At 68.3% G+C, this 20,511-nt stretch carries 17 protein-coding genes; 10 read left to right on the top strand and 7 right to left on the bottom strand.

Annotated elements, in window-relative coordinates:
* Nucleotides 1-290 precede the first annotated feature (290 nt).
* From wrbA to ACGFRF_RS34565, 3 genes are all read left to right on the top strand, one after another.
* A complete protein-coding gene (gene wrbA, locus ACGFRF_RS34575) occupies nucleotides 291-893 on the top strand; it encodes an NAD(P)H:quinone oxidoreductase (RefSeq protein ID WP_393746839.1) in 603 nt (200 codons plus the stop codon).
* Between the two features lie 169 nt (nucleotides 894-1,062).
* Entirely contained in the window at nucleotides 1,063-2,019 is a 957-nt protein-coding gene (locus ACGFRF_RS34570) for a zinc-binding dehydrogenase (protein ID WP_393746837.1), read from the top strand.
* Nucleotides 2,020-2,318: 299 nt separating this feature from the next.
* Nucleotides 2,319-2,765 (top strand): DUF5709 domain-containing protein, encoded by a 447-nt coding sequence (locus tag ACGFRF_RS34565; protein WP_393746892.1) that lies wholly within the window; start codon nucleotides 2,319-2,321, stop codon nucleotides 2,763-2,765.
* A 236-nt stretch (nucleotides 2,766-3,001) separates the two neighbouring features.
* On the opposite strand, the gene ACGFRF_RS34560 is transcribed toward ACGFRF_RS34565, so the two are convergent.
* A complete protein-coding gene (locus ACGFRF_RS34560; protein ID WP_393746891.1) occupies nucleotides 3,002-3,403 on the bottom strand; it encodes a MarR family winged helix-turn-helix transcriptional regulator in 402 nt (133 codons plus the stop codon).
* A 329-nt stretch (nucleotides 3,404-3,732) separates the two neighbouring features.
* Between ACGFRF_RS34560 and ACGFRF_RS34555 the strand changes: the two genes are divergently transcribed.
* The 4 genes from ACGFRF_RS34555 to ACGFRF_RS34540 all read left to right on the top strand — a co-directional run bounded on the left by ACGFRF_RS34555 (nucleotide 3,733) and on the right by ACGFRF_RS34540 (nucleotide 8,233).
* Nucleotides 3,733-4,695, top strand: a complete 963-nt coding sequence (locus ACGFRF_RS34555) for a GlxA family transcriptional regulator (protein ID WP_393746835.1) — start codon at nucleotides 3,733-3,735, stop codon at nucleotides 4,693-4,695.
* A gap of 532 nt (nucleotides 4,696-5,227) precedes the next feature.
* On the top strand, nucleotides 5,228-6,373 hold the full coding sequence (locus ACGFRF_RS34550; RefSeq protein ID WP_393746833.1) for an XdhC family protein: 1,146 nt from the start codon (nucleotides 5,228-5,230) through the stop codon (nucleotides 6,371-6,373).
* A 158-nt stretch (nucleotides 6,374-6,531) separates the two neighbouring features.
* Nucleotides 6,532-6,963 (top strand): nuclear transport factor 2 family protein, encoded by a 432-nt coding sequence (locus ACGFRF_RS34545; protein ID WP_393746831.1) that lies wholly within the window; start codon nucleotides 6,532-6,534, stop codon nucleotides 6,961-6,963.
* Nucleotides 6,964-7,135: 172 nt separating this feature from the next.
* Nucleotides 7,136-8,233 (top strand): NAD-dependent epimerase/dehydratase family protein, encoded by a 1,098-nt coding sequence (locus tag ACGFRF_RS34540; RefSeq protein ID WP_393746829.1) that lies wholly within the window; start codon nucleotides 7,136-7,138, stop codon nucleotides 8,231-8,233.
* A 340-nt stretch (nucleotides 8,234-8,573) separates the two neighbouring features.
* Here the strand turns inward: ACGFRF_RS34540 and ACGFRF_RS34535 are convergent, their stop codons facing one another.
* The 5 genes from ACGFRF_RS34535 to ACGFRF_RS34515 form a co-directional block, all read right to left on the bottom strand.
* A complete protein-coding gene (locus ACGFRF_RS34535) occupies nucleotides 8,574-9,467 on the bottom strand; it encodes an SDR family oxidoreductase (RefSeq protein WP_393746827.1) in 894 nt (297 codons plus the stop codon).
* A gap of 168 nt (nucleotides 9,468-9,635) precedes the next feature.
* Complete coding sequence (locus ACGFRF_RS34530) at nucleotides 9,636-11,750, bottom strand: xanthine dehydrogenase family protein molybdopterin-binding subunit (protein WP_393746825.1); 2,115 nt, start codon at nucleotides 11,748-11,750, stop codon at nucleotides 9,636-9,638.
* Nucleotides 11,747-12,757 carry an FAD binding domain-containing protein gene (locus ACGFRF_RS34525; protein WP_393746823.1) on the bottom strand — a complete coding sequence of 337 codons (1,011 nt, stop codon included), beginning with the start codon at nucleotides 12,755-12,757 and terminating at the stop codon, nucleotides 11,747-11,749. Before ACGFRF_RS34525 ends, ACGFRF_RS34530 begins: the two co-directional genes overlap by 4 nt.
* Nucleotides 12,754-13,305, bottom strand: coding sequence for a 2Fe-2S iron-sulfur cluster-binding protein (locus tag ACGFRF_RS34520; protein WP_393746822.1), 552 nt, complete (start codon nucleotides 13,303-13,305; stop codon nucleotides 12,754-12,756). The genes ACGFRF_RS34525 and ACGFRF_RS34520 overlap by 4 nt, the downstream gene beginning before the upstream one ends.
* A gap of 7 nt (nucleotides 13,306-13,312) precedes the next feature.
* On the bottom strand, nucleotides 13,313-14,590 hold the full coding sequence (locus ACGFRF_RS34515; protein ID WP_393746820.1) for an MFS transporter: 1,278 nt from the start codon (nucleotides 14,588-14,590) through the stop codon (nucleotides 13,313-13,315).
* 549 nt (nucleotides 14,591-15,139) lie between these two features.
* On the opposite strand from ACGFRF_RS34515, the gene ACGFRF_RS34510 reads away from it, so the two are divergent.
* From ACGFRF_RS34510 to ACGFRF_RS34500, 3 genes are all read left to right on the top strand, one after another.
* Nucleotides 15,140-17,680, top strand: coding sequence for a BTAD domain-containing putative transcriptional regulator (locus ACGFRF_RS34510; protein ID WP_393746818.1), 2,541 nt, complete (start codon nucleotides 15,140-15,142; stop codon nucleotides 17,678-17,680).
* Between the two features lie 83 nt (nucleotides 17,681-17,763).
* Nucleotides 17,764-18,399 carry a hemerythrin domain-containing protein gene (locus tag ACGFRF_RS34505; protein ID WP_393746816.1) on the top strand — a complete coding sequence of 212 codons (636 nt, stop codon included), beginning with the start codon at nucleotides 17,764-17,766 and terminating at the stop codon, nucleotides 18,397-18,399.
* A gap of 5 nt (nucleotides 18,400-18,404) precedes the next feature.
* Entirely contained in the window at nucleotides 18,405-19,256 is an 852-nt protein-coding gene (locus tag ACGFRF_RS34500; RefSeq protein ID WP_393746814.1) for an LLM class flavin-dependent oxidoreductase, read from the top strand.
* Between the two features lie 14 nt (nucleotides 19,257-19,270).
* Here the strand turns inward: ACGFRF_RS34500 and ACGFRF_RS34495 are convergent, their stop codons facing one another.
* Nucleotides 19,271-19,897 (bottom strand): TetR/AcrR family transcriptional regulator, encoded by a 627-nt coding sequence (locus ACGFRF_RS34495; RefSeq protein WP_393746812.1) that lies wholly within the window; start codon nucleotides 19,895-19,897, stop codon nucleotides 19,271-19,273.
* Nucleotides 19,898-20,511: the final 614 nt, after the last annotated feature.

The raw sequence follows: 20,511 nt of genomic DNA, 5'->3' as shown, positions 1-20,511 counted from the left end.
GCGCGACGCCATGCGCGCACTCTCGCCGCACCGGGCCCCGGTCCACGTACACCCAGTACGAGGGCCAGGGCCCGGCACTCCCCCGGCCGGATCCTGCTGGGCCGGCCTCCCGTGGGGGACGTCCCGATCCGTGGGGTTCCTGCCCATTACTGAGGGGCATCGAGCGGATCAGCGATGCAGGCTGGTCAATGTCAGGCGCTGGTATCCGCGTTCGAAGACCGGAAGGCCCGGCAGCACCGGGAGTACCACCGGAGCACAGCGCTATCCATTACATGCTGCAGGAGTCCGCTATGGGTGTTCGGGTTGCCGTGATCTACTACAGCGCCACAGGCAATGTGCATCAACTGGCCCAAGCAGTGGCAGAGGGGGCAGCGAGTCGCAACGCGGACGTCCGACTGCGTCGCGTACCAGAGCTGGCGCCCGACAGCGCGATAGACGCCAACCCTGCCTGGCGCGCCCACACGGACGCCACCAAGCACGAGGTGCCTGAGGCGACGTTGGAGGACCTCGAGTGGGCGACGGCGTACGCCGTGGGAACGCCCACCCGCTTCGGGAACGTCGCCTCGCAGCTGAAGCAGTTCATCGACTCGACCGGCGGCCTGTGGCAGGCCGGCGTGTTCCACAACAAACCGGCGACCAGCTTCACCTCGGCCATGAACCGCCACGGGGGCCAGGAGTCCACGCTCCTGGCCCTGAACAACCTCTTCTACCACTGGGGTTGCATTCTCGTACCGCCGGGCTACACCGATCCGCTCCTGTTCGCCTCGGGAGGCAACCCCTACGGCACCAGCTGGCCCAGCGGTGGCGGTGAGGGCCCCGACCAGGCGACCCTCGAAGCGGCCCGCTACCAGGGCCGCCACCTTGCCGACATCGCCGATCGCCTCCGCGGCTGAGTACACCATCGCAGGACGGCAAGTCACCGGTCGAAGCGTTGGAGGATGCGCGGCCGGCAGCACCACCCACTCCTGGGGACGCCGTCCTCCCTTGCAGTGCAGCACGTGTAAGCATCGCTCAGCGGTCGGCTCTGCGGCCGACCGCTCCAGCCCAGGGAGAGTGTCAACCGTGGCGCAGGTCATTCGTATCCACGAACACGGCGGCCCGGCGGTACTGCGGATCGAGACCGCCGACGTCGGGGAGCCCGGGCGCGGGGAGGTGAAGCTCAGGCAGGAGGTTCTCGGCGTCAACTTCTTCGACACCATGCTGCGGGACGGCAGCGCGGACAGCCCACTGCCGCTGATCTTGGGCTCTGAAGCTTCGGGGGTGGTGGCGGCCGTCGGTCCCGAGACGCCGGGGTTCGCCGTAGGCGACCGGGTCGGGTACTTCGCTTCCGCCGGTGCCTACGCGACCGCGCGACTGATCGACGCAGCGTCCCTCATCCGTCTGCCGGAGGACATCAGCACGGAGCAGGCCTCGGCGTTCCTGGCCAAGGGCCTTACGGCATGGATGGGCCTGCGTGCCCTGCACACCGTCACCTCTGGCGAAGTGCTGCTCGTGCAGGGAGCATCGGGCAATGTCGGCTCCATCCTGTCGCGCTGGGCGAAGGCGCTGGGAGCGACGGTCATCGGCGTAGCCGGGTCGAAGGACAAGCTCGACAAGGTGCGGGCCGGCGCCGATCACGCCATCTACGCCCAGGACCCGGAAGCCCTCGACAAGATCCGGACAGTGGCCCCGGAGGGGGTCGATGTGGTGTTCGACTTCGTGGGACGCGCAACAGCAGAGATTTCTGCGGCGGCCGTCCGCTCTGGCGGGAAGATCGTCGCGATCGGTGCCGCTTCCGGCCAGTCGCCATCAGACACGGCAGAGCTCACCCGACGGGGTGTCAAAGTGGTGAGCGGCGGCGTGCCCCAGTACGTGAACTCATCCACGGTCGGTAAGGCCTCGGGGCAGTTGTTCCAGGCGATCAGGGACGGGATCTTCCGCGACCTCCAGATGTCCCGGTACGCATTCACCGACGCGGCACGGGCCCACGAGGACATCGCGGCCCGGAAGCTCGCCGGTCCGGCCGTGCTCATCGTCTGATGCCGCGCCCGTCGCTGCCTGAAGGGCGGGCAGAGGACCGCAGCGAGCTGAGCGGTACCCGCCCGGCAGGCGATGGCACGGCCGGACAAGCGACCCCGGAGGGCACGTCTGCGCACCTCGTGATCCCCGCACCCCGTGATCCCGCAGGTCGCCTGTGTGCGAGTGGCTCGAGGCTGCGGTGCGGGTGACCGCCCGTACCAGCTCGCGGACGTCATGTACCCGCACGCACAAGAACTCACCGACGAGGACCACGGGCCCGACTGCCCTGAAACGAAGGAGTTCCGTTGATCGACGAAGGCATGGGAGACGACGTCTACCAACCGGACGGATCGGAGGTCCAGGACGACATCGGCCTCCTGGACGCCTTGGACACCCTCGACTACAGAGGCGGTGACGAGGCTCTCGACGAGGGGTATTCACCGCCGGAGAGGCCGTGGGGCGCTGAGCACAGCGGCGTCACGGCGTCGGAGCAGCGGCACGGGGAGAGTCTGGACGAGCGCCTCGCGGAAGAAGTGCCTGATGTCGCGGTGCCGCGAGGTGACGGCATCGGAGATGCCTGGGACACCGACGGCGAGCCCCTTGACCTGGAAGTGGGTTACGAACGAGCAGGACGCCTCGTCGCACCCGACGAAGGGGCGCATGAGGTCACGGAGTCCGATCTGCTGGCCTTCGACCAGGGACTCGACGGTGCCGGTGCCTCCGCGGAAGAGGCTGCCGTGCACGTCATTTCGGAATCCGACTACTGACCTGGGGCTGCGCGGGCCGCTTGGTACCGGCGCCCTGGTGGCCGGCGTGCACCGCCTGCGACCCGCCCGCTGCACCGAGCTGCGTCTGATGCAGGGCACTGCAGCACGGAGGTTGGAGAGTCAGGGCGACGGAGGAATGTGCCGTGCGCCGGCCCGACCCCTCACCTCGCCGACGGCCGGGTGCTGGCGGAGTGGGCCACGCACGCCTCGTAAGGCGTCGAACCGCCCGGTGCGGCTCAGTCGTCGGTGTCGATCTTCTCGATGATCAAGTCGCTGATCTCTGCGAGCAGAGTGATCTGCCCGGGTGTGAGGTGGTCCAGGAACAGTTCCCGGACATCGTCGACGTGGCGAGGGGCAGCGGCCGTAATCGCCTCCCTGCCTTCCCAGGTCACCGCCACGTAGGCACCGCGCCTGTCGTCGGCGCACTCCGTACGCTCGACCAGACCCCGTTTCGCCATGCGCGCCAGGTGGTGCGAGAGCCGGCTCTTCTCCCATCCCAGGGTCCGCGCGAGTTCGATCATCCGCAGCTGACCCTCGGGAACGCGTGTGAGTTCGGCCAGAACGGTGTAGTCAGCGCCGGACAGGCCGAACTCCTTCTGCAGGGACCGACCTGTCCGATGGACGAGGACGTCGTGCATCCGCAGCAGACCTCGCCATGCCCGTTCCTCGGTCGTCGTCAGCCAACGCGGAGAGTTGCTCATACAACCACTGTACAAGTGGTTGACATCTCATACGTCGGTGCCCTTCGAGGAAATCCACTCCAGCGCTAGCGACCGCCTGTCGACGCTATCACTCGGCGGGAAACGGACCCTTGGGGCCGACCTGAGAGTGAGTCTGACGCTGAGTAAGAGTGCGCCGCAGTCAACAACCTCACGTTCATACCTCCCGAGGCGCACCGTGCCATGTACACGTGAAAGTTAGCTCTAAACAATTGACACATCCACTAGCCGATTTCTACGATCGGCCCATGAACGGATCAAAACCGGACACGGCTGTGACTCGGAGAGTCGCTCTGCTCGTGGTCGACGGGGTGTCCATGCTCGATGTCGCTGCGCCTTCGGAGGTCTTCGCCGAGTCCCGCCACTCCAGCGGCACCTACGATCTCGTCGTTTGCTCACCTGATGGCAAGAACGTGACCACCGGCAGCGGCCTTTCCCTGCAAGCCGACTGCGACGCCCACGACGAAGGGCCCATCGACACCGCGATCATCGCCGGCGGCTGCGGCCTGCCCAACCGCACTCTCAGTCCCGAATACATATCTGCGGCTCGCCACCTCGCCGGCCGCGCCAGGCGGGTGGCCAGCGTCTGCACCGGTGCGTTCGTCCTGGGTGCCGCGGGTCTCCTCGACGGCCGCAAGGCGACAACGCACTGGCACCACACCCAACGGTTGCAGGAGCTCTATCCGCAAGCCGAGATCATTCATGACAGCGAACTCGTATCGGACGGCAACCTCATCACCTCGGCCGGAGAAGGCGCCGGCATCGCGCTGACCCTGCACCTCCTCAAAGAGGACCAGGGCGAGAAGGTGCGCAGCGTGGTTGCCCGGGATCTGGTGGTCTACCAACCGCCCCCCGCCGACCCCGCAGGCCAGGTGACGTCCGCACCCCGCAATCCGCTGGTGCGCAAGCTGACGGAGGAGATCGTCGCGGATCCCTCGGCGCAGTACACGCTGACCGACCTCGCCAGCCGCGCCGCTGTCAGTCCGCGCCACCTCTCACGACTCTTCCAGGAAGAACTGCGGACGACGCCCGCCAAGTTCGTGGAGCAAGTACGGTTCGACACGGCCCGCTCCCTCCTCGACAGCGGGGAGTCCGTCACCAACACCGCCTTCATGTCGGGCTTCGGCAGCATGGAAACCCTGCGGCGCGCCTTCATCACCCGCCTGGGAGTGTCACCGCGCGCCTACCAGCATCGATTCAAGACCGTCTAGCGCCTACGCGGCATCGCCGGCGACGAGCGCGGCCGGCATCCCACTGGTGCCTACGGTCCTACCTTCGCGGTCGCGTCACCCCTTCCCCGCCGCTTCCGAACTCGGCCGCTGCTACCCGCTTCCCCGACCGACGCATGGGCCGGGCCGGCACGCACCGCTCGAGCGGATGGGAGTACTGCTTCCTACCCGCGTACGTCGCGGGCACCGACGCTCGGACCGGGACCAAAGCTCTGCCCAAGACCACGCTCGGGCCGGGACCGACGCTCGGGACACGCCCAGAACGCGAACCGTTCCGCATGCGATTGCCGCAGGTCCACCCTGCCTGCCGTGGTGCATCAACCCACAAGCATGCTTTCGCGCCGCACCAGCCCCGCACGACCTCTCGTGGTCGCCAGGCCGGCCGCACGCCTGCTCGTTGGGCGGCGCCCGCCCTGCACGCTCGCTCGATGGGACATTGCGGCGCACAGGACAGGCAGAAGTCCAGGGGCTGGCGCATTCCGACTGCCGCCTTCACTACTGCTGAGGAGACTGAATGCTGGAGATCGCCGGAGATCTGGCTCGGTGGATCGACGAGGAACGCGACTTCGCCGTCGCCACGGTCACGGCGGTCGACGGAAGCGCACCGCGGCCAGTAGGAGCCGCCCTTGCCGTCGCTTCGGACGGAACCGTCGTCGGATCGGTCTCCGGCGGATGTGTGGAAGGCGCCGTCTACGACCTGTGCCGGCAAGCCCTCCAGGACGGCCAGGTCAGCGGCGAAAGCTTCGGCTACAGTGACGACGATGCCTTCGCCGTGGGTCTGACATGCGGTGGCAGCATCGATGTTCTGGTCACCCCGGTGCGAAAGGCGGATGCCGCCCGGGCGGTTGTCGCTTCCGCTGTGGCGGTAGCCGCACGAGGCGTGGCGACAGCGGTGGTGCGGGTGGCACGAGGTCCAGCCGACCTCTTGGGGCACGCACTGCTGGTCAGGCCCGACGGCTCACACGAGGGTGGCTTCCATGGCCGTCCCGGACTGACCCCGGCCGCCGTGGCCGCCGCCCGTGCTGCTCTCGCAGCGGGCCGTACCGGCACCGTGGTTGTCGGGGAAGACGGCTCGTACTGCGGAGTTCCTATCACGTTGCTGGTAGAGACGAGTGTCCCCGCACCTCGTATGATCGTTTTCGGTGCTACGGACTTTGCCTCAGCGCTCGTCCCAGCAGGGAAACTTCTCGGCTACCACGTGACGGTGTGCGACGCCCGTCCTGTTTTCGCCACCCCCGCGCGGTTCCCCGCGGCCGACGAGGTGGTCGCGGCGTGGCCGGATCGGTATCTGGCGTCCACGCGCACGGACGACCGTACGGCGCTCTGCGTGCTCACCCATGACGCGAAATTCGACATTCCCTTGCTACAGCTGGCCCTGCGGCTTCCGGTCGCCTACGTCGGGGCCATGGGTTCGCGGCGCACACACGCGGACCGACATCGCAGGTTGCTCGCGGCAGGGCTCAGCGAGCTCGAGCTGGCTCGGCTCCGCTCACCGATAGGTCTTGATCTCGGGGCGCGTACCCCCGAAGAGACAGCCGTGTCCATCGTCGCGGAGATCATCGCCCTCCGCCACGGCGGCAGTGGAACACCCCTGCAGCTGTCGAGCGGCCCCATTCACCAGGAACCGGCGACGCTCCCGCCACAACCCGTCTCGAGTTGAGGCCACACACCCATGCCGTGGCGCACCCCGGCCGGGCCGGCTGGCTGCCGGAGGCGCACCGCCGCGCACCGAAGGGTCTTCGAGGACGCCTGACCACTGTGCCCAGCCGGCCACCGTCCCGCGCTACCCACCCGTCCTGAAAGAATGTGATGACGATCATGAACGAGTCCGACGTCGCGCGAGCAGAGGCCTTCAAGGTGCTCTGCGACCGTTGGGAGAACGCCTGGAACGATCTGGACGGCGACGCCGTCGCGGAGTTGTGCGCGGAGGATCTCCTCTACGACGAACCCGCACTGGGTGACACCCGGCGCGGCCGGGAGGCTGTTCGCCGTCACGTGAGGGACATGGCGCGCACCTTCCCCGACGGCTCGTCCTCGTTCACGCGCATCGGGCTGTACCTCGAGGTGGAGCGGTCGGCGATGATCGTCGCGTGGCAGTTCAGAGGCACCCCTGTCGGTGCGGATCGGCTCGTGGAGTTCCACGGTGACGACCGTCTGGAGGTGGGCGAGGACGGCCTCATCCGCGCCTATCGAGGTCTGTACGACAATCGCCTTGTGCGCAAGCTGTTCCGCGAGGCGTACGACGGCTGAGCGCGGCTCGCGCGAGGTGCGCGAGTCACCGCTCCGCCTTTGGTCGGCACTGGCCGGCCGGACGTCTTGTGGCGTCGGATACACGGCGCACGCCGGCCGGAGATCGTGAGGGGACAGCCCGCGACAGGAGGATGGACACCGTGACCATCGAGCACCGGCAAGAGGTGAGGGTGTGAACGAGACGAAGGCACTGGTGACCGGCGGCAGCGGGTTCGTCGGGAGCCACCTGGTCCGGCGACTGCTGGAGCGGGGCTACCAGGTGCACGCCACGGTGCGGAGCACCACGCACTCGGCCAAGGTCAGGCCCCTGCACAGGCTTCAGCAGGAGTTCCCCAGCCGGCTGTGCCTGTTCGAGGCGGACCTCCTCCGACCGGGCTCCTTCGACGAGGCGATGAACGGCTGCCGTGCGGTCTTCCACGTCGCGTCGCCGTTTCGCATGCCGGAGAAGATCAAGGACGGCCACAAGGACATGGTCGAACCGGCCCTGAACGGAACACGCAACGTGCTGGCGAGCGTGGAACGGACACCCACCGTCGACAAGCTGGTCCTCACCTCGACCGTCGGCGCGATCTTCGGCGACTACATAGACGTACTGGGCATGGCCGAGCAGACGTTGTCGGAGAAGTACGTCAACACCACCAGCACGGTGGACAACAACCCCTACCACTACGCGAAGACCCTCGCCGAGCAAGAGGCGTGGGCAGCGGAGGCGGCCCAGAGCCGCTGGCGCATGGTGTCCGTCAACCCCGGACTGATCCTCGGCCCGTCCCTGACCCCCGCATCCGAATCCGGCAGTCTGTTCCTGCTGGACGAGCTGTTCAAGGGCTACTTCTTCTACGGCGCCCCCGACTTCAGCTTCACCACGGCCGACGTCCGGGACGTGGCCGACGCGCACATCGCCGCCGCGGAGAATCCCGACGCCGAGGGCCGGTACATCGTCGCCGCCGAAACGATGACGTCCTTCTACGAGATGGCTCGCATCATCCGGACCCGGCACCCTCGTGACCTGCGCCTGCCCCGCACAGCGCTTCCGCACTGGCCGGTGCGCGTTCTGGGCCCCGCATTCGGACTGACGCAGGACTACATCCGCAAGCACCTCGGCATCCGCTTCCGGGTGGACAACAGCCGGAGCGTGCATGAACTCGGCATCACCTACCGCTCGATCGAGGAGACTGTGCTGGACCACTACGAAACCTGGCTCCAGCAGCGGCGAGGGCATCAGGTTCCGTCGCCCCATGGCACGCCCACATCAGGAGTGATGCGAGGGTGACGGCTGCCTCGTGGGACTCGGCGGTCTTGTCGTACCGGGTGGCGATGGGTGCAGTCGCGTGAGCCCGTCGGCGTGTGCCCTGTGTTGTGTGCGGCTCGTCCGGCTGGGAGCAGGGCGGTGGTCCACGGGCGGGGGGGGGGGGGGGGGGGGGGGGGGGGGGGGGGGGGGGGGCCGGCGGCGGGGGGGGGGGGGGGTGGGGGGTGGGGGTGCGGGGGGGTGCGCCGGGGGGGGTGGGCGGTGTGTGGTGGGGGGCCGGGCGGGGGGGGGGGGGGGGGGGCGCCCCGGGGGGGGGGGGGGGGCCCGGCCTCGCCCCCCCCCCCCCCGAGGCCGTGGACGGGTGTCAGCTGTTGTTCGTGCCCGAGGGCTGAGCGAAGTCCGCAGCGTGGTCACGGGCGAAGTCGCTGATGGTGCGGGGCGCGGTGCCGGTCGTCTTCTCCACGGTGTCGGTGATGGTGGCGCCGTAGCCTGGGCGCAGAATGCCGTCGTAGAGGGTGGCGATGTCTTCCGCGTAGTCAGGCGCGTTGCCGAGGGCGACGTAACGGCGCAGGAAGTCCTCTCGGGTGGCGTCGATGTGGCTCAGGGACCGGCCGACGACGTCACCCACGCGGGCCAGGGCCTGGTCGATGGTGAGCGCCTCGGGGCCGGTCAGGACCAGGTCGCGGTTGTCCGTGGAGCCAGAGGTGAGTTCGACGGCCGCGACGTCAGCGATGTCGCGGGAGTGAATCATGGCCATGGCGCCGTCACCCGTCGGCAGAGCGAGCCGCCCGGAGGCGTCGATCCAGGGGATGAATTGCAGCAGGTTGTCCATGAAGAACGCAGGCCGCAGCACCGTGTACGCAACGCCACTGGCGGCGAGCTCTTGCTCGGCAGCGTGATGGACGCGAGCGAAGGCGATCGGTGCTTCAGGCGAGGCGCCGCCGACGCTGAGCTTGACCAGGCGCTGCACTCCTGCTGCGGCCGCGGCCCGGATGACGTTCCGCTCCTGGGCGAGTTGGTCGGACGTGTTCGCCGTCACCAGGAACACCGCGTCGACGCCGGCCGGCAATGCGGGTACGGCGTCGGCGTTCGCGAGGTCGGTGACCACCACTTCGACGCCCGGCAGGTCCTGGTCGCGCAGCGCGGCGGCGCTTTCCTGACGGCGCACGACGCCCCTGACGGGCACCTTCCGCTCGGCCAGCGTGCGAACCACCAGGCCGCCTACGGTGCCCGATGCGCCGGTGACGAGTACCTTCATCTTGTTGCTCCTCATGAGTGCTGTAGCCCAAGCGAAGCATGGCTGGGCATGCCTCGCATCCGCCCTCCTGTCGGCGAGGGCAGGGGCGCGCCATCGTTGATCTTCTGTCGTCCGTGGCCCCCCGTGCGGGGCGGCGACTGCGCATGCGCACTGCGCGCAGGCTCGCCCTTACCGGGGGCCGGGCGCCGTGAGGGCCGCTCTCACGTCCTCCAGGTGCAGCGGCAGGTCACGGAAGCGCTTGCCCGTTGCGTGATGTACGGCGTTGGCGATGGCGGCCGCCGCACCGACGATGCCGATTTCGCCGATCCCCTTACCTCCGACCGGACTGAGTTCCTTGTCGGCTTCGGGCAGCATCACGACGTCGATGTCATGAACGTCGGCGTGGGCCGGGAAGTGATATCCGGCCAGGTCGGACTGGACGAAGTCGCCGTAGGCCTGGTCGATCTCGGCGGCTTCCATCAGGGCCCCGCCGATCCCCATGATCATCCCGCCGATGAGTTGAGATCGGGCGGTGCGGGGGTTGATGATCCGGCCGGCTGCGAACACGCCGAGCATCCGCCGCACGCGTATCTGGCCCGTGATGGTGTTGACCTGTACCTCGGCGAATTGCGCGCCGTAGGCGTTGCGGCTGACGTCGTGCATGGCGCTCACCTCCTCGGTCGTGTCGACGTCCACCGTGACGCCCAGCTGTGCGCCGGTGCGGAGTCTCTCCTTCAACGTCCGCCCGGCCTTGTCGACCGCCCAGCCCCAGGAGGCGGTGCCGAGAGAGGCTCCGGCGAACGCGGCCGCGCTGTAGGAGGCACGGCCCAGATCGAGACGTACCTTCTCGACCGGGACTTCCAGTGCGTCCGCGGCGATCTGGGTGAGCACCGTCCGGGATCCGGTGCCGATGTCGACCGCACCGATCGCGACGCTGTAGGTTCCGTCGAGCTCTGCGGTGGCGGACGCGCGGCTGGGCACCGTGAAGACGGGATAGCGGGAAGCGGCCACGCCGGTGCCCACGAGCCACCGGCCGTCATGACGGACGCCCGGGCGCATGTCGCGTTCCGGCCAGCCGAATCGCTGCGCGCCTGTGGTGAGACAGGCTACGAGACTGCGGCTGCTGAAGGGCTTGCCGTCCGACGGATCCACCGTGGGCTCGTTGCGTATGCGCAGCTCGATCGGGTCCAGGTTCAGACGGTAGGCGAGTTCGTCCATGGCGCATTCGAGAGCGAACATGCCTGGTGTCTCTCCGGGCCCGCGCATCCAGCCCGGAGAAGGAACGTCGAGGCGCACTGCGGTGGCTGTGGTCCGCGCATGGTCAGCCGCGTACATCATCCGGGCGGAGCTGGCGGTCTGGTCGACGTAGTCGGACAGCGCCGAGGCCATGTGCTGGGCTTCGTGCACGATGGCGCGTAGCTTTCCGTCGCTGTCGGCGCCGAGCCGGACGCGCTGGATCGTCGGTGATCGATAGGTCGCGTGCGCGCTCATCAGCGGCCGGTTCCACGCGACCTTCACCGGCCGGTCGACCAGCTTCGCAGCGAGCGCCGCCAGCACGGCGGGCGGACGCGGTGAGGCCTTGGCGCCGAATCCGCCGCCGACGTAGTCGCAGATCACCTCGACGTCGTCGGCCTCCATGCCGAAGAGTGCCGCGAAGGCCTGGCCGGTGTTCGAGGGACCCTGCTCGGAGCTGTAGAGGGTCAGCCGCCCGTTGTTCCACGTGGCGATGGTCGCGTGCGGCTCCATCGGATGGGGATGCTGTGCGGGCGTGGTGTAGGCGACGTCGAGGACGACCTCGGCTGTCTTCAGGGCCCTGTCCGCGTCTCCCCGGACGACGTTGCCGGGACCTAGGTCACCGACCATGCCCGGCACGTAGGCCCGGGGGTCGCGCGGGCGGAATGCCACGTCGTGCGGGTGTTCCTCATAGCGGAGGTCAAGGCTCTCCGCGCCTTCCCGGGCAGCCTCCAACGAGGTCGCGATGACCGCGGCGACGATCTGTCCCCGGTATGCGATCTTGTCCGACTGCAGGACGTACAGTTCAGGCACTGCCGCTTGCTGAACGGGGCCGAGATCGATCGGGCTCTTGAGCCGGGCGGCGTTGCCTGCGTGCAGGACTGCCACGACTCCGGGAACGCTCGTCGCGCAGCGCGTGTCGAGATCGGCGATGCGGCCCTTGACGACGGTCGAGATGACCGGCCACGCGTACAGGACGCCGTCTACGGAATGCTCGTAGGCGTAAGTGGCTGCCCCCATGACTTTTGCTCGCGCGTCCTGGCGTTCGAGCGGTGTCCCTACCGAGGTCATCGTGTCACCTTCCGGTCCTCCGCGGTGCGGACGAGGTCTGTGAGCAGCGCGGCCGTCACCTCACGGACGAGGTCCACCTTGAACGCGTTCTGAGGCAGCGGGGTGGCGTGACGCAGCTCGGCGCGCAATGCCCGCTCGAGCAATTGCCGGGACGGCTTGTGGTGGCGCAGCTCGGCCTCGGCGATGGAGGCACGCCACGGACGCGGCGCTACGCCGCCCCAGGCGATGCGCGCCTGCTCGATCCGTCCGTCGTCGTCCAGCACGACTGCTGCGCCGACGCTGACCACGGCGAAGGCGTACGACCACCGGTCCCGTACCTTGTGGTAACGCGTTACCGCGCCCGCGGGGAGGGCGGGAAGCGATATCTCGGTGATGAGTTCGCCGTGCTCCACGACGGTGTCCCGGTCGGGCGTGTTGCCTGGGGGGACGTAGAAGTCCTGCAGGGCCACAGCGCGTTCGGTGGTGGCGTTGCGCAGGTGCACAGTCGCGTCGAGGACGGACAGGGCGACGGCCATGTCGGAGGGCTGAGTCGCGATGCAGGATGACGAGACGCCGAGGATGCCCAGGTCGCGGTGGGCCCCGGTGCCGGCCGGACAGCCCGAACCGGGTGCCCGCTTGTTGCATGGCTTGCTGACGTCCTGGAAGTAGGCACAGCGGGTCTTCTGGAGCAGGTTTCCCGCCATCGTGGCGCTGTTGCGTAGTTGCCCGGACGCGCCGGCGAGGATGCTCTCGGAGAGCACGGGGAAGTTTCTGCGGATGAGGGGATCACCGGCGACGACCGCATTGGTCGCGGTGGCACCGATGACGGCTCCACCGTCCGCGTGGTGCGTCAGGTGATTCAGCGGCAGGTGAGAGATGTCCACCAGGACCCGCGGTCGGCGAACCCCGAGCTTCATCAGGTCGACCAGGTTGGTGCCCCCGGCGAGGTACAGCGTTTCGGGGTCGGCGCTGACCGCGGCGACGGCGTCGTCGACGCTCGCGGCACGGTGGTAGGCGAAAGTCCTCATCGGGTGCTCCCCGCTGCCGCGACCTGGGAGATGGCGGCGATGATGCCGTGGTGGGCGCCGCATCGACACAGGTTGCCGCTCATGCGTTCGCGGATTTCGTCGGGGGTGAGCGCGGAGGCCGACTCCACACCTGCCGTCACGTCGGCGGTGGCGTGGCTCGGCCAGCCGGCGTCGGCTTCGGCGAGTGCCCCGAGTGCGGAGCAGATCTGTCCCGGGGTGCAGTAGCCGCACTGCATCGCGTCATTGGCGACGAACGCCTCTTGCAGCGGGTGCAGATCGTCACCTTCCGTGAGATCGGCGACCCCCTCGATGGTGGTGATGGTCGCGCCCGAGGCGGACACCGCCAGTTTGAGGCAGCTGTTGATGCGCTGCCCGTTCAGCAGCACCGTGCACGCACCGCACTGTCCGTGGTCACACCCCTTCTTCGTGCCGGTGAGCCCTAGATGCTCGCGCAGCAGATCGAGCAGGGTGACGCGATGGTCGACCACCACCGTCTTCTTGGTGCCGTTGATGATCAGGGTGACTTCGCTCTGGTTGGCTGTGCTCACTTGACTCTCATTCTCTTCCGGGTTCCGCTGCTGCTGGGTGCGCGTCCGTGCTCGGTTCCGGCGGTGTCTCCTGGAGCAGACTGCGCAGCCGCGTCGCGGTGATGAGGACGGCCATGACCGCTGGTACGGCGAAGAGGCTGTAGTCGGCGGGCAGGCCGAAGCCGTCGACGACCAGGCCTCCGACGAAGGACCCCGTAGCCAGTGACAGCTGGCTGGCGGTCACGAACAGCGCCAAGCCGCCCTCGGCTGTCGTCCCGCGCATCATGTAGGTCTGCAACGAGATGGGGATGGCTCCGTAAGCGATCCCCCACAGGCACAGCGCGACGATCGCCGCGGGCTGGGAGTGCCACTGCCCGAGGACGAGCACCGATGCGGTGAGCACGGCCGCCGCTGTGCCCAAGGTGGCGGGGATACTGCGGTCCAGAGTCGCGCCGGCCGTGAAGTTGCCGACGAATCCGGCGACGCCGTAGAGCAGGAGGAGGGCACCGACTGCCGAGGCGGAGAAGTGCGCTTGATCTGTCAGGAACGACGAGACGAAGGTGTACGCCCCGAAGTGTGCGAAGAACAGCAGCGCGGACAGGAGCAGGCCCACTCGGACGCGGGGGCGGTGCAGGAGCCCGAAGACATCCCCGGCGTGCAGCGCGCGTACTGCGGGCATCTTGGGAAGGGTGCGCAGTTGGACCAGTAGGACCGCGACGCTCAAGGCGCTCGCTGTCGCCATGGCGGATCGCCACCCCCACCACTGGGCCATGAGGTTGCCGAGGGGGAGGCTTACCACCGTGCCGGCGGAGATGCCGGCCATCACCAGGGAGGTGGCCCGAGTGACTTGCGCCGGTGGCACGAGTCGGGGGCCCACTCCCACTCCCATGGTCCAGAAGGCGCCGATGGCGGCGCCCAGCAGCAGTCGCGCCGCTGTCAGGGTGGCGAAGTCGGGGGCGACGGCAGCGAGGGCATCCGACACCGCGACGACGCCTGTCAGTCCCCACAGCACGACACGCCGGTCGAGCTGTCCGAAGGCCAGGGTGAGCACTGGTGCGGCGACGGCCGCGAGGAGACCGGGCAGGACGACGGTCAGGCCCGCTCGTCCGGCGGAGACGTCGAACTGCTCTGTGACGTCCGGCAGAACGGCGATCATGACGAACTGTGAGAGGACGAGTGCGAAGGACGCGGCGGCCACCGCGCCGACGGCGATCCAGCCTCCTCGTCCGTGCTCGGCCGGCGTGGGCTGCTGCCCGGCATGCGGTGAGCCATGACAGGCCGGCAGAGTGCTTCTGGCGTGCTTCATGCCCACCGCTCGCGCATCCCCCTCGACCGGGACGACACGCGGCTGTGGCTGTTTGTGCTGGGACACCGATGAGCCTCTCCATCAACCGGGTGCGCCGAAGACGGCTGTCGCAGCGGACATCGGCAGCTACGCGGGGCGGGCTGCCGCGTCCGGCACCGGGACTTCCTCCGGCGCGCCTCCTGAAACTAACCGCGCCCACTGAATCGCCTCTGAATCACCAATGACTCCAAGCTGGTGAGGTCCGGCCGGCCTCGGGCGGCAAGGGTGGGGTGGCAGCGGCAGTCCGCTGTGCGGGAACGTCGACGCACGCAATACGTTTCTGACGTTGCCTGGTCGTCACGCCGACGAGTGTGTACGTGGAGCTGCGGGACCCCATACGTAGCGGCCGTCCACTGTCGTCGCACGGCTGCGCACCCCAAGCCGCAGGTGCGTCCGTGGCGCCGGGTGTGCACCGGCGACCGTGTTCTGGTGGACAGGTCAACTAATAGGTTACTCTTCCGGGGTCCGCCCGTCGTCTGCGCCCGCGTTCCAGGAGGAGGATGGAAGCCCATGGCTGAGCTGGTCGACCGTGGCCGTTTGCGGTTCGCCGTGTTCGGACCGCTGAGGGCCTGGCGGGACGCCTCCGAGCTGGACCTGGGCCCCAGGCAGCAGCGCCTGGCCCTGACTCTTCTGCTCCTGCGGACCGGTGCTCTGGTCGAGGTCGGCGAGCTGAAGCAGGTCATCTGGGACCATAAGCCTCCGCCGACCGCCGACAACATGGTCCACCGCTACATGGGGTCACTGCGGCGGCTGCTGGAACCGGGTCTGACGGCTCGGGCGAACGGGCGGTTCCTGGCACGGGAGACAGGTGGGTACCGCCTCGCACTCGACGGCACCGCCGAACTCGACCTGCTGGTCTTCCGTGCCCGCATCAAGACGGCCCGGCAGCTCGCGGAGGCCGACAGGAACAGCGAGGCACTCAATCTGTACTTGGCCGGCCTCTCCCTGTGGCAGGGGCGGTGCGCCGCCGGTATGGGAGCCGCTGCCGAGGATCATCCGGTGTTCGTCGCGATCGACCGGGAGTGCGTCGAGGCCACGCGGGAGGCCGCGCGAGTCGCCCTGCGCTGTGGCCGCGGCGCACAACTGCTGCCCATGCTCAGAGAGGCGGCACTGCGCCATCCCCTGGACGAGGCTCTGCAGGCCGAACTGCTGCTCGCCCTGACCGCCGATGGCAAGCAAGCCGAGTCCATCAGGCTCTTCGGCGAGGTCCGCAGGCGGTTGGCCGAGGATCTGGGTGTGGATCCGGGCCCCGAACTGCGTGCCGCGTACGAATCGATTCTCCTGCAGGACGGCGTCGCGATGGCGCCCAGTGCTTCCCAGGTCAGGGTCCCGCCGGCTCAACTCCCGTCCGACCTGCGTTTCTTCACGGGACGTGGCCGCGTGCTGCGCGAGGCTGTGAGCCTGATCCGAAGTGAGCAACCCGCACTGCCGATCGTCGCGTTCGACGGAATGCCCGGGGTGGGAAAATCCACCCTCGCCGTGCATCTGGCCCATCAGGTGGTCGGTGACTTTCCCGACGGGCAGCTGTATGCGGATCTACACGGATTCGACGAACGGGGTTGCGGGGCCGAGCCCGCAGAGGTCTTGGAGGGCTTCTTGGGCGCGCTCGGTGTGAGTCCGGGCGCGATCCCTCCCTCCCTCGATGCGCGAGCCACTCTGTTTCGCAGCATCGTCGCCGGCCGGCGCATTCTGCTCCTGCTCGACAACGCCCGTGACGCCGAGCAGGTGCGTCCTCTGCTGCCCGGCACCGCAGGAAACGCGGTCGTGGTGACCAGCAGACGGCGGCTGACAGGACTGGCCGCGACACACGGGGCCCATCTCGCGCGCCTGGACGTCCCGCCCATGGAGGACGCTCGCACGGCTTTCATGAAGCGCGTCGGCCGTCAGCGGGCGTCCGCCGAGCCTGCGGCGCTCGACGAGATCATCGAGTACTGCGGACGGCTGCCGGCGGCGCTGGCGGTCGTCGCCGCCCGGGCGGCTGCCCACGTCGGCCGGCCCCTGCCGGGTGCCCACGTCGGCCAGCCCCTGTCGGATCTGGCGGCGGAGCTGCGCGGGACCCGCAGACTCGATGCGATGGGGGACACCCACCTTGATCGCGACGTCCGCTCGGTCTTCTCCTGGTCCTACCGGCACCTCAGTGAGGAGGCGGCCCGCGCGTTCCGGCTCCTGCCGCTGCATCCGGGTCCCTCGATCACGATCGACGCGGCGGCCAGCCTCGTCGGAGTGCCGCTGTCGGCGGCCCGCTCGCACCTGACGGAACTGGCGCAGACAGGACTGGTCGACTGGGATCTCCTCACGGGTTACCGGCTGCATGACCTGACCCGTGCGTATGCGCTCGAACTGAGTGCTGACCACGAGTCCAGCGTCGATCAGGACACAGCACGCCAGCGGCTTCTGCAGCACTACCTCCACACCGCCCACGGCGCGGTACGGCTTCTGCGTCCGTGCTACGAGCCGTTCCCCGCACCGCAGCCGATGGCCGGCGTGACACCTCAGCGGCTGCCCGACGAGACGGCCGTCCTGCTGTGGTCGGCGCACGAGCGTCACGCCCTGCGTGCCGCTGTCTCAGACGCCGCCGAGCGCGGAGAGTCAACTACGGCCTGGCAGCTCGCCCTGCTGATGAAGGATCTCTTCCTGCGACAGGGCTGGGGGCGGGAGGCCGCCAGCCTGTTCGACACCGTCCTGGATTCGGCGCGACGAGCCGGAGACGTCATCGGGATGGCGCAGAGCCACCGCGGCCTGGGTTTCCTGTGTCATCTGCTCGGCGACGAGAAGACAGCAGCGCAGCATCTCCGACTCGCTGTCGAAGTGCTCGCCCCGTACGGAGAATCCCAAGGGTGCAGTCTGGCGACCTTGAGCCGGGGATACATCGCCTGTCTCGAGGGTGATCATGACGGTGCGCTGAAGGCTCTCTGCGAGGCCCTGGCCTCGTTCCGGGCAGTCGGAGAACGGCCGTTGGAGGCCATCGCCCTCGCATCGATCGCCGAGGTCCGGCTCGCCGTGGGCGGTCAGCCAGGCCGCACGGCACGGGACGTCCAGCGCGCCGGTTGACAACCACGGCACACGCCCGAGATACGCATGAAGCTGAAATGCGATTTTGGATAGTGATGCATCTATCGATTAGAGTGTCAACTATGAACCCCGGTACTGAGGTCGTCGCTGTCACCGAGACGCGTCTGACCCACGAACTGCACCGCCGTGCCACCACTCTGCTGTCAGAGGCTGCGCTGCGCACGTCGGTGCCCCTCGAAGCCCTCGCGGAACTGCGCGGCTACCTGGTGAAGAACCTGCACCATCACCACGAGACCGAGGACAACCAGCTCTGGCCGCTGATCGTGGACGTATCACCGGAGGCGGCCGCGAAACTGGCTCCGCTCAGCGCGGAGCACGACCGGCTGGACGCGGCACTTGACGCGCTGGAGGCCGCACCGATCACCAGCGATGCGGACCGGGAGAACCTCCACCAGGCGGCCGAGGCGGTACGCGTTCTCGTCCACCGCCACCTCGAGCACGAGGAACCCATCCTGTTCCCGGCGCTCGCCCAGCACCTGTCGCCGGAAGACTGGACGGCCTTCTCCCAGCAGGTCATCGCCACCTCGCCCACCGAAGCGGCACACCTGACGGTCGGGTTCTTCGACGAGGTCGGAAAGCCCGAAGAGGTCGCACTCATCCTGTCGGGACTTCCGGAGCCGGCCCAGCAGTTCGTGCCCGTCATGCGGGAACAGGCCCGGGCGGCTCTCGCCGTGCTGTCCGGCACGGCGGGGAGCTGACCACGATGAGACTCGGCCTCGCGGTGCCGTTCGTCGATCACGGAAAGCTGCTGTCATGGGCGCAGCGCGCGGACGAGGGCCCGTACCACCGGCTCGGGCTGCCGGACCGGATCGTCTACGACAATCCTGAGACGATGATGATGCTCGCTGCCATGACGGCAGTGACCACGCGTATCCGCCTGCAGTCGGAGATCTTGCTGGCGCCGTTGCGTGAGCCTGTTGTGCTGGCCAAGCAGTGCGCGACACTTGACCGTCTGTCCGATGGACGTTTCACCCTGGGACTCGGAGTCGGCGCCCGCCCGGACGACTTCCACGCCGTGGGAGCCGACTTCTCCCGACGCGGCCGACGCCTCGATGAACAACTCGCGGTGATGCGCCGCGTCTGGTCCGGTGAACCTCTCTCCGAGGACGTCGGTCCGGTGGGTCCGAACCCGCTGACGGCGCGTGGACCGGAGTTGCTCTTCGGCGCCTTCGCGCCGAAGGCACTCGCACGAGTGGCCCGCTGGGGCGACGGGTTTCTGTGCGCCTCGCTGCCTGACCAGGCCGGTGAGATGTTGCGGCTCGTCAGTCAGCAGTGGCGGGAGGCGGAGCGGAGCGGTCAGCCTCTGCTGATCGGGCAGATCAATGTCGCGCTGGGTCCGGACTCCACCGTGCAGGAGGCGCGAACGAACATGCTGCGCTATTACGGATTCGCGCCGGAGTTCGCCGAACTGAGCGCCAAGGAGATGATCACCACCGAGGCCGGTATCCGGAAGGCGATCGACGCGTACCGCGATCTCGGGGCGCACGAGGTGATCCTCGGATGCTGGTCCGACGACATCGGGCAGATCGACCGCCTCGCTGCACTCGCTGACTGAGAACTGCCGCGACGTCAGGGGGCTGTGAGCAGAGCGTGCCTCGCAGCCCCCGCCAGCCACTCCTCGGCATCGCCGAAGTTCCAATGCCGGTGCCCCACCAGACTGAACCAGGCGTCCTGACCCAGGTAGAACCAGAGCACGTCCACCGCTTTGTTCACGTCGATACCGGGAAGCAAGGCATCGAGCTCCTGCAGACGTTCGGCAACGGCCCTCAACGCCTCCACATACTGCGCATTGCCGGCCGCGAGTACCGCGGCGGCAGACGGCTCGGCATGACACTGGGGCACCAGCGCCACCAGCATCCGCCAGTGGCTCTCGTGTGCCTGACGAGTGCCGCGCGCAGTGGCGTTGACGACCTCACGAGGATCATCAACCTCGAAGATCCGGCGCATGGTGCGCTCGACGTTGGGGTCTTCGATCGCGGGAGTCAGCAGATCTTTGAGGATGTCCGCCTTGCCGCCGGTGCTGGCGTAGACGGTCTGCACCGCAACCTGCGCTGCCGAGGCGATTCGCGCGACCGTCACGGACGAGTAACCCTCGGTGATGAACAGTTCTTCCGCGGCTGCCAGGATCGCCGCTCGTGTCTCGGCTGCCCCTTGCGTGCGGCGAGGCGAACGATAACTCCTGGTGGCCACCTTCACCTCACTCGCCTACCGGACGTCGCTCAAGGGCGTACCTTACCGGTTCCGCACTGATCGCCCATCACCGATCGATGTCCGCTGTCACGGGTACCCACCTCGCGCATGCAGGGCTGCTCCAGGTGACAGCCGTGATGGCGGTGCGCCGCACGTAGGCCGCCGACGTGTTGAGCGGCGTGGCGGATCTGCCTCGACTCGAAACGACATGTGCCGCAGGGGACCACACATATGTCGGGTCGGCCAAGAGCCCGGCGGCCGCAACGTGACCTCGCCGCGCTCAGGACTCTGAGTAGCATGCCCAGCGTATCCACACGCAAGGGAGTGCACGCTCATGGCCGCCAAACCCCGCCCCGTCACGCTCAGGTCGCGCTACGCGGAACAGGCCGTAGCGGATCTGGAGGAAAACCGGCGCCGGCAAGCAGAGCTCTTGAGCCATCTGGAGGTGCTACGGCAGGAGGAGACACTTCTGCTGGACATCATCGACCTCGCCGGGAAACCCCCCACCAGACAAGGGTCGGGGCCGGCGCCGGCCCGGTACGAAGCAACGGGAGACGTCTCGGAACCTGGCGGCCCCACATCGCATGAACCTTCACCCCGCGCGTCGGCCGCCACCGACC

Source organism: Streptomyces sp. NPDC048521 (genome assembly GCF_043199855.1).
GTDB lineage: Bacteria > Actinomycetota > Actinomycetes > Streptomycetales > Streptomycetaceae > Streptomyces.
Note: the sequence above shows the minus strand (reverse complement) of the source record. Positions and strands in the feature narration are given on the sequence as shown.

Excerpts from the sequence above, each read along its gene's own strand:
- wrbA (WP_393746839.1), top strand. The coding sequence starts at position 291 with ATGGGTGTTCGGGTTGCCGTGATCTACTACAGCGCCACAGGCAATGTG.
- ACGFRF_RS34565 (WP_393746892.1), top strand. The coding sequence starts at position 2,319 with ATGGGAGACGACGTCTACCAACCGGACGGATCGGAGGTCCAGGACGAC.
- ACGFRF_RS34560 (WP_393746891.1), bottom strand. The coding sequence starts at position 3,403 with ATGCACGACGTCCTCGTCCATCGGACAGGTCGGTCCCTGCAGAAGGAG.
- ACGFRF_RS34555 (WP_393746835.1), top strand. The coding sequence starts at position 3,733 with ATGAACGGATCAAAACCGGACACGGCTGTGACTCGGAGAGTCGCTCTG.
- ACGFRF_RS34550 (WP_393746833.1), top strand. The coding sequence starts at position 5,228 with ATGCTGGAGATCGCCGGAGATCTGGCTCGGTGGATCGACGAGGAACGC.
- ACGFRF_RS34545 (WP_393746831.1), top strand. The coding sequence starts at position 6,532 with ATGAACGAGTCCGACGTCGCGCGAGCAGAGGCCTTCAAGGTGCTCTGC.
- ACGFRF_RS34535 (WP_393746827.1), bottom strand. The coding sequence starts at position 9,467 with ATGAAGGTACTCGTCACCGGCGCATCGGGCACCGTAGGCGGCCTGGTG.
- ACGFRF_RS34530 (WP_393746825.1), bottom strand. The coding sequence starts at position 11,750 with ATGACCTCGGTAGGGACACCGCTCGAACGCCAGGACGCGCGAGCAAAA.
- ACGFRF_RS34525 (WP_393746823.1), bottom strand. The coding sequence starts at position 12,757 with ATGAGGACTTTCGCCTACCACCGTGCCGCGAGCGTCGACGACGCCGTC.
- ACGFRF_RS34515 (WP_393746820.1), bottom strand. The coding sequence starts at position 14,590 with ATGAAGCACGCCAGAAGCACTCTGCCGGCCTGTCATGGCTCACCGCAT.
- ACGFRF_RS34510 (WP_393746818.1), top strand. The coding sequence starts at position 15,140 with ATGGCTGAGCTGGTCGACCGTGGCCGTTTGCGGTTCGCCGTGTTCGGA.
- ACGFRF_RS34505 (WP_393746816.1), top strand. The coding sequence starts at position 17,764 with ATGAACCCCGGTACTGAGGTCGTCGCTGTCACCGAGACGCGTCTGACC.
- ACGFRF_RS34500 (WP_393746814.1), top strand. The coding sequence starts at position 18,405 with ATGAGACTCGGCCTCGCGGTGCCGTTCGTCGATCACGGAAAGCTGCTG.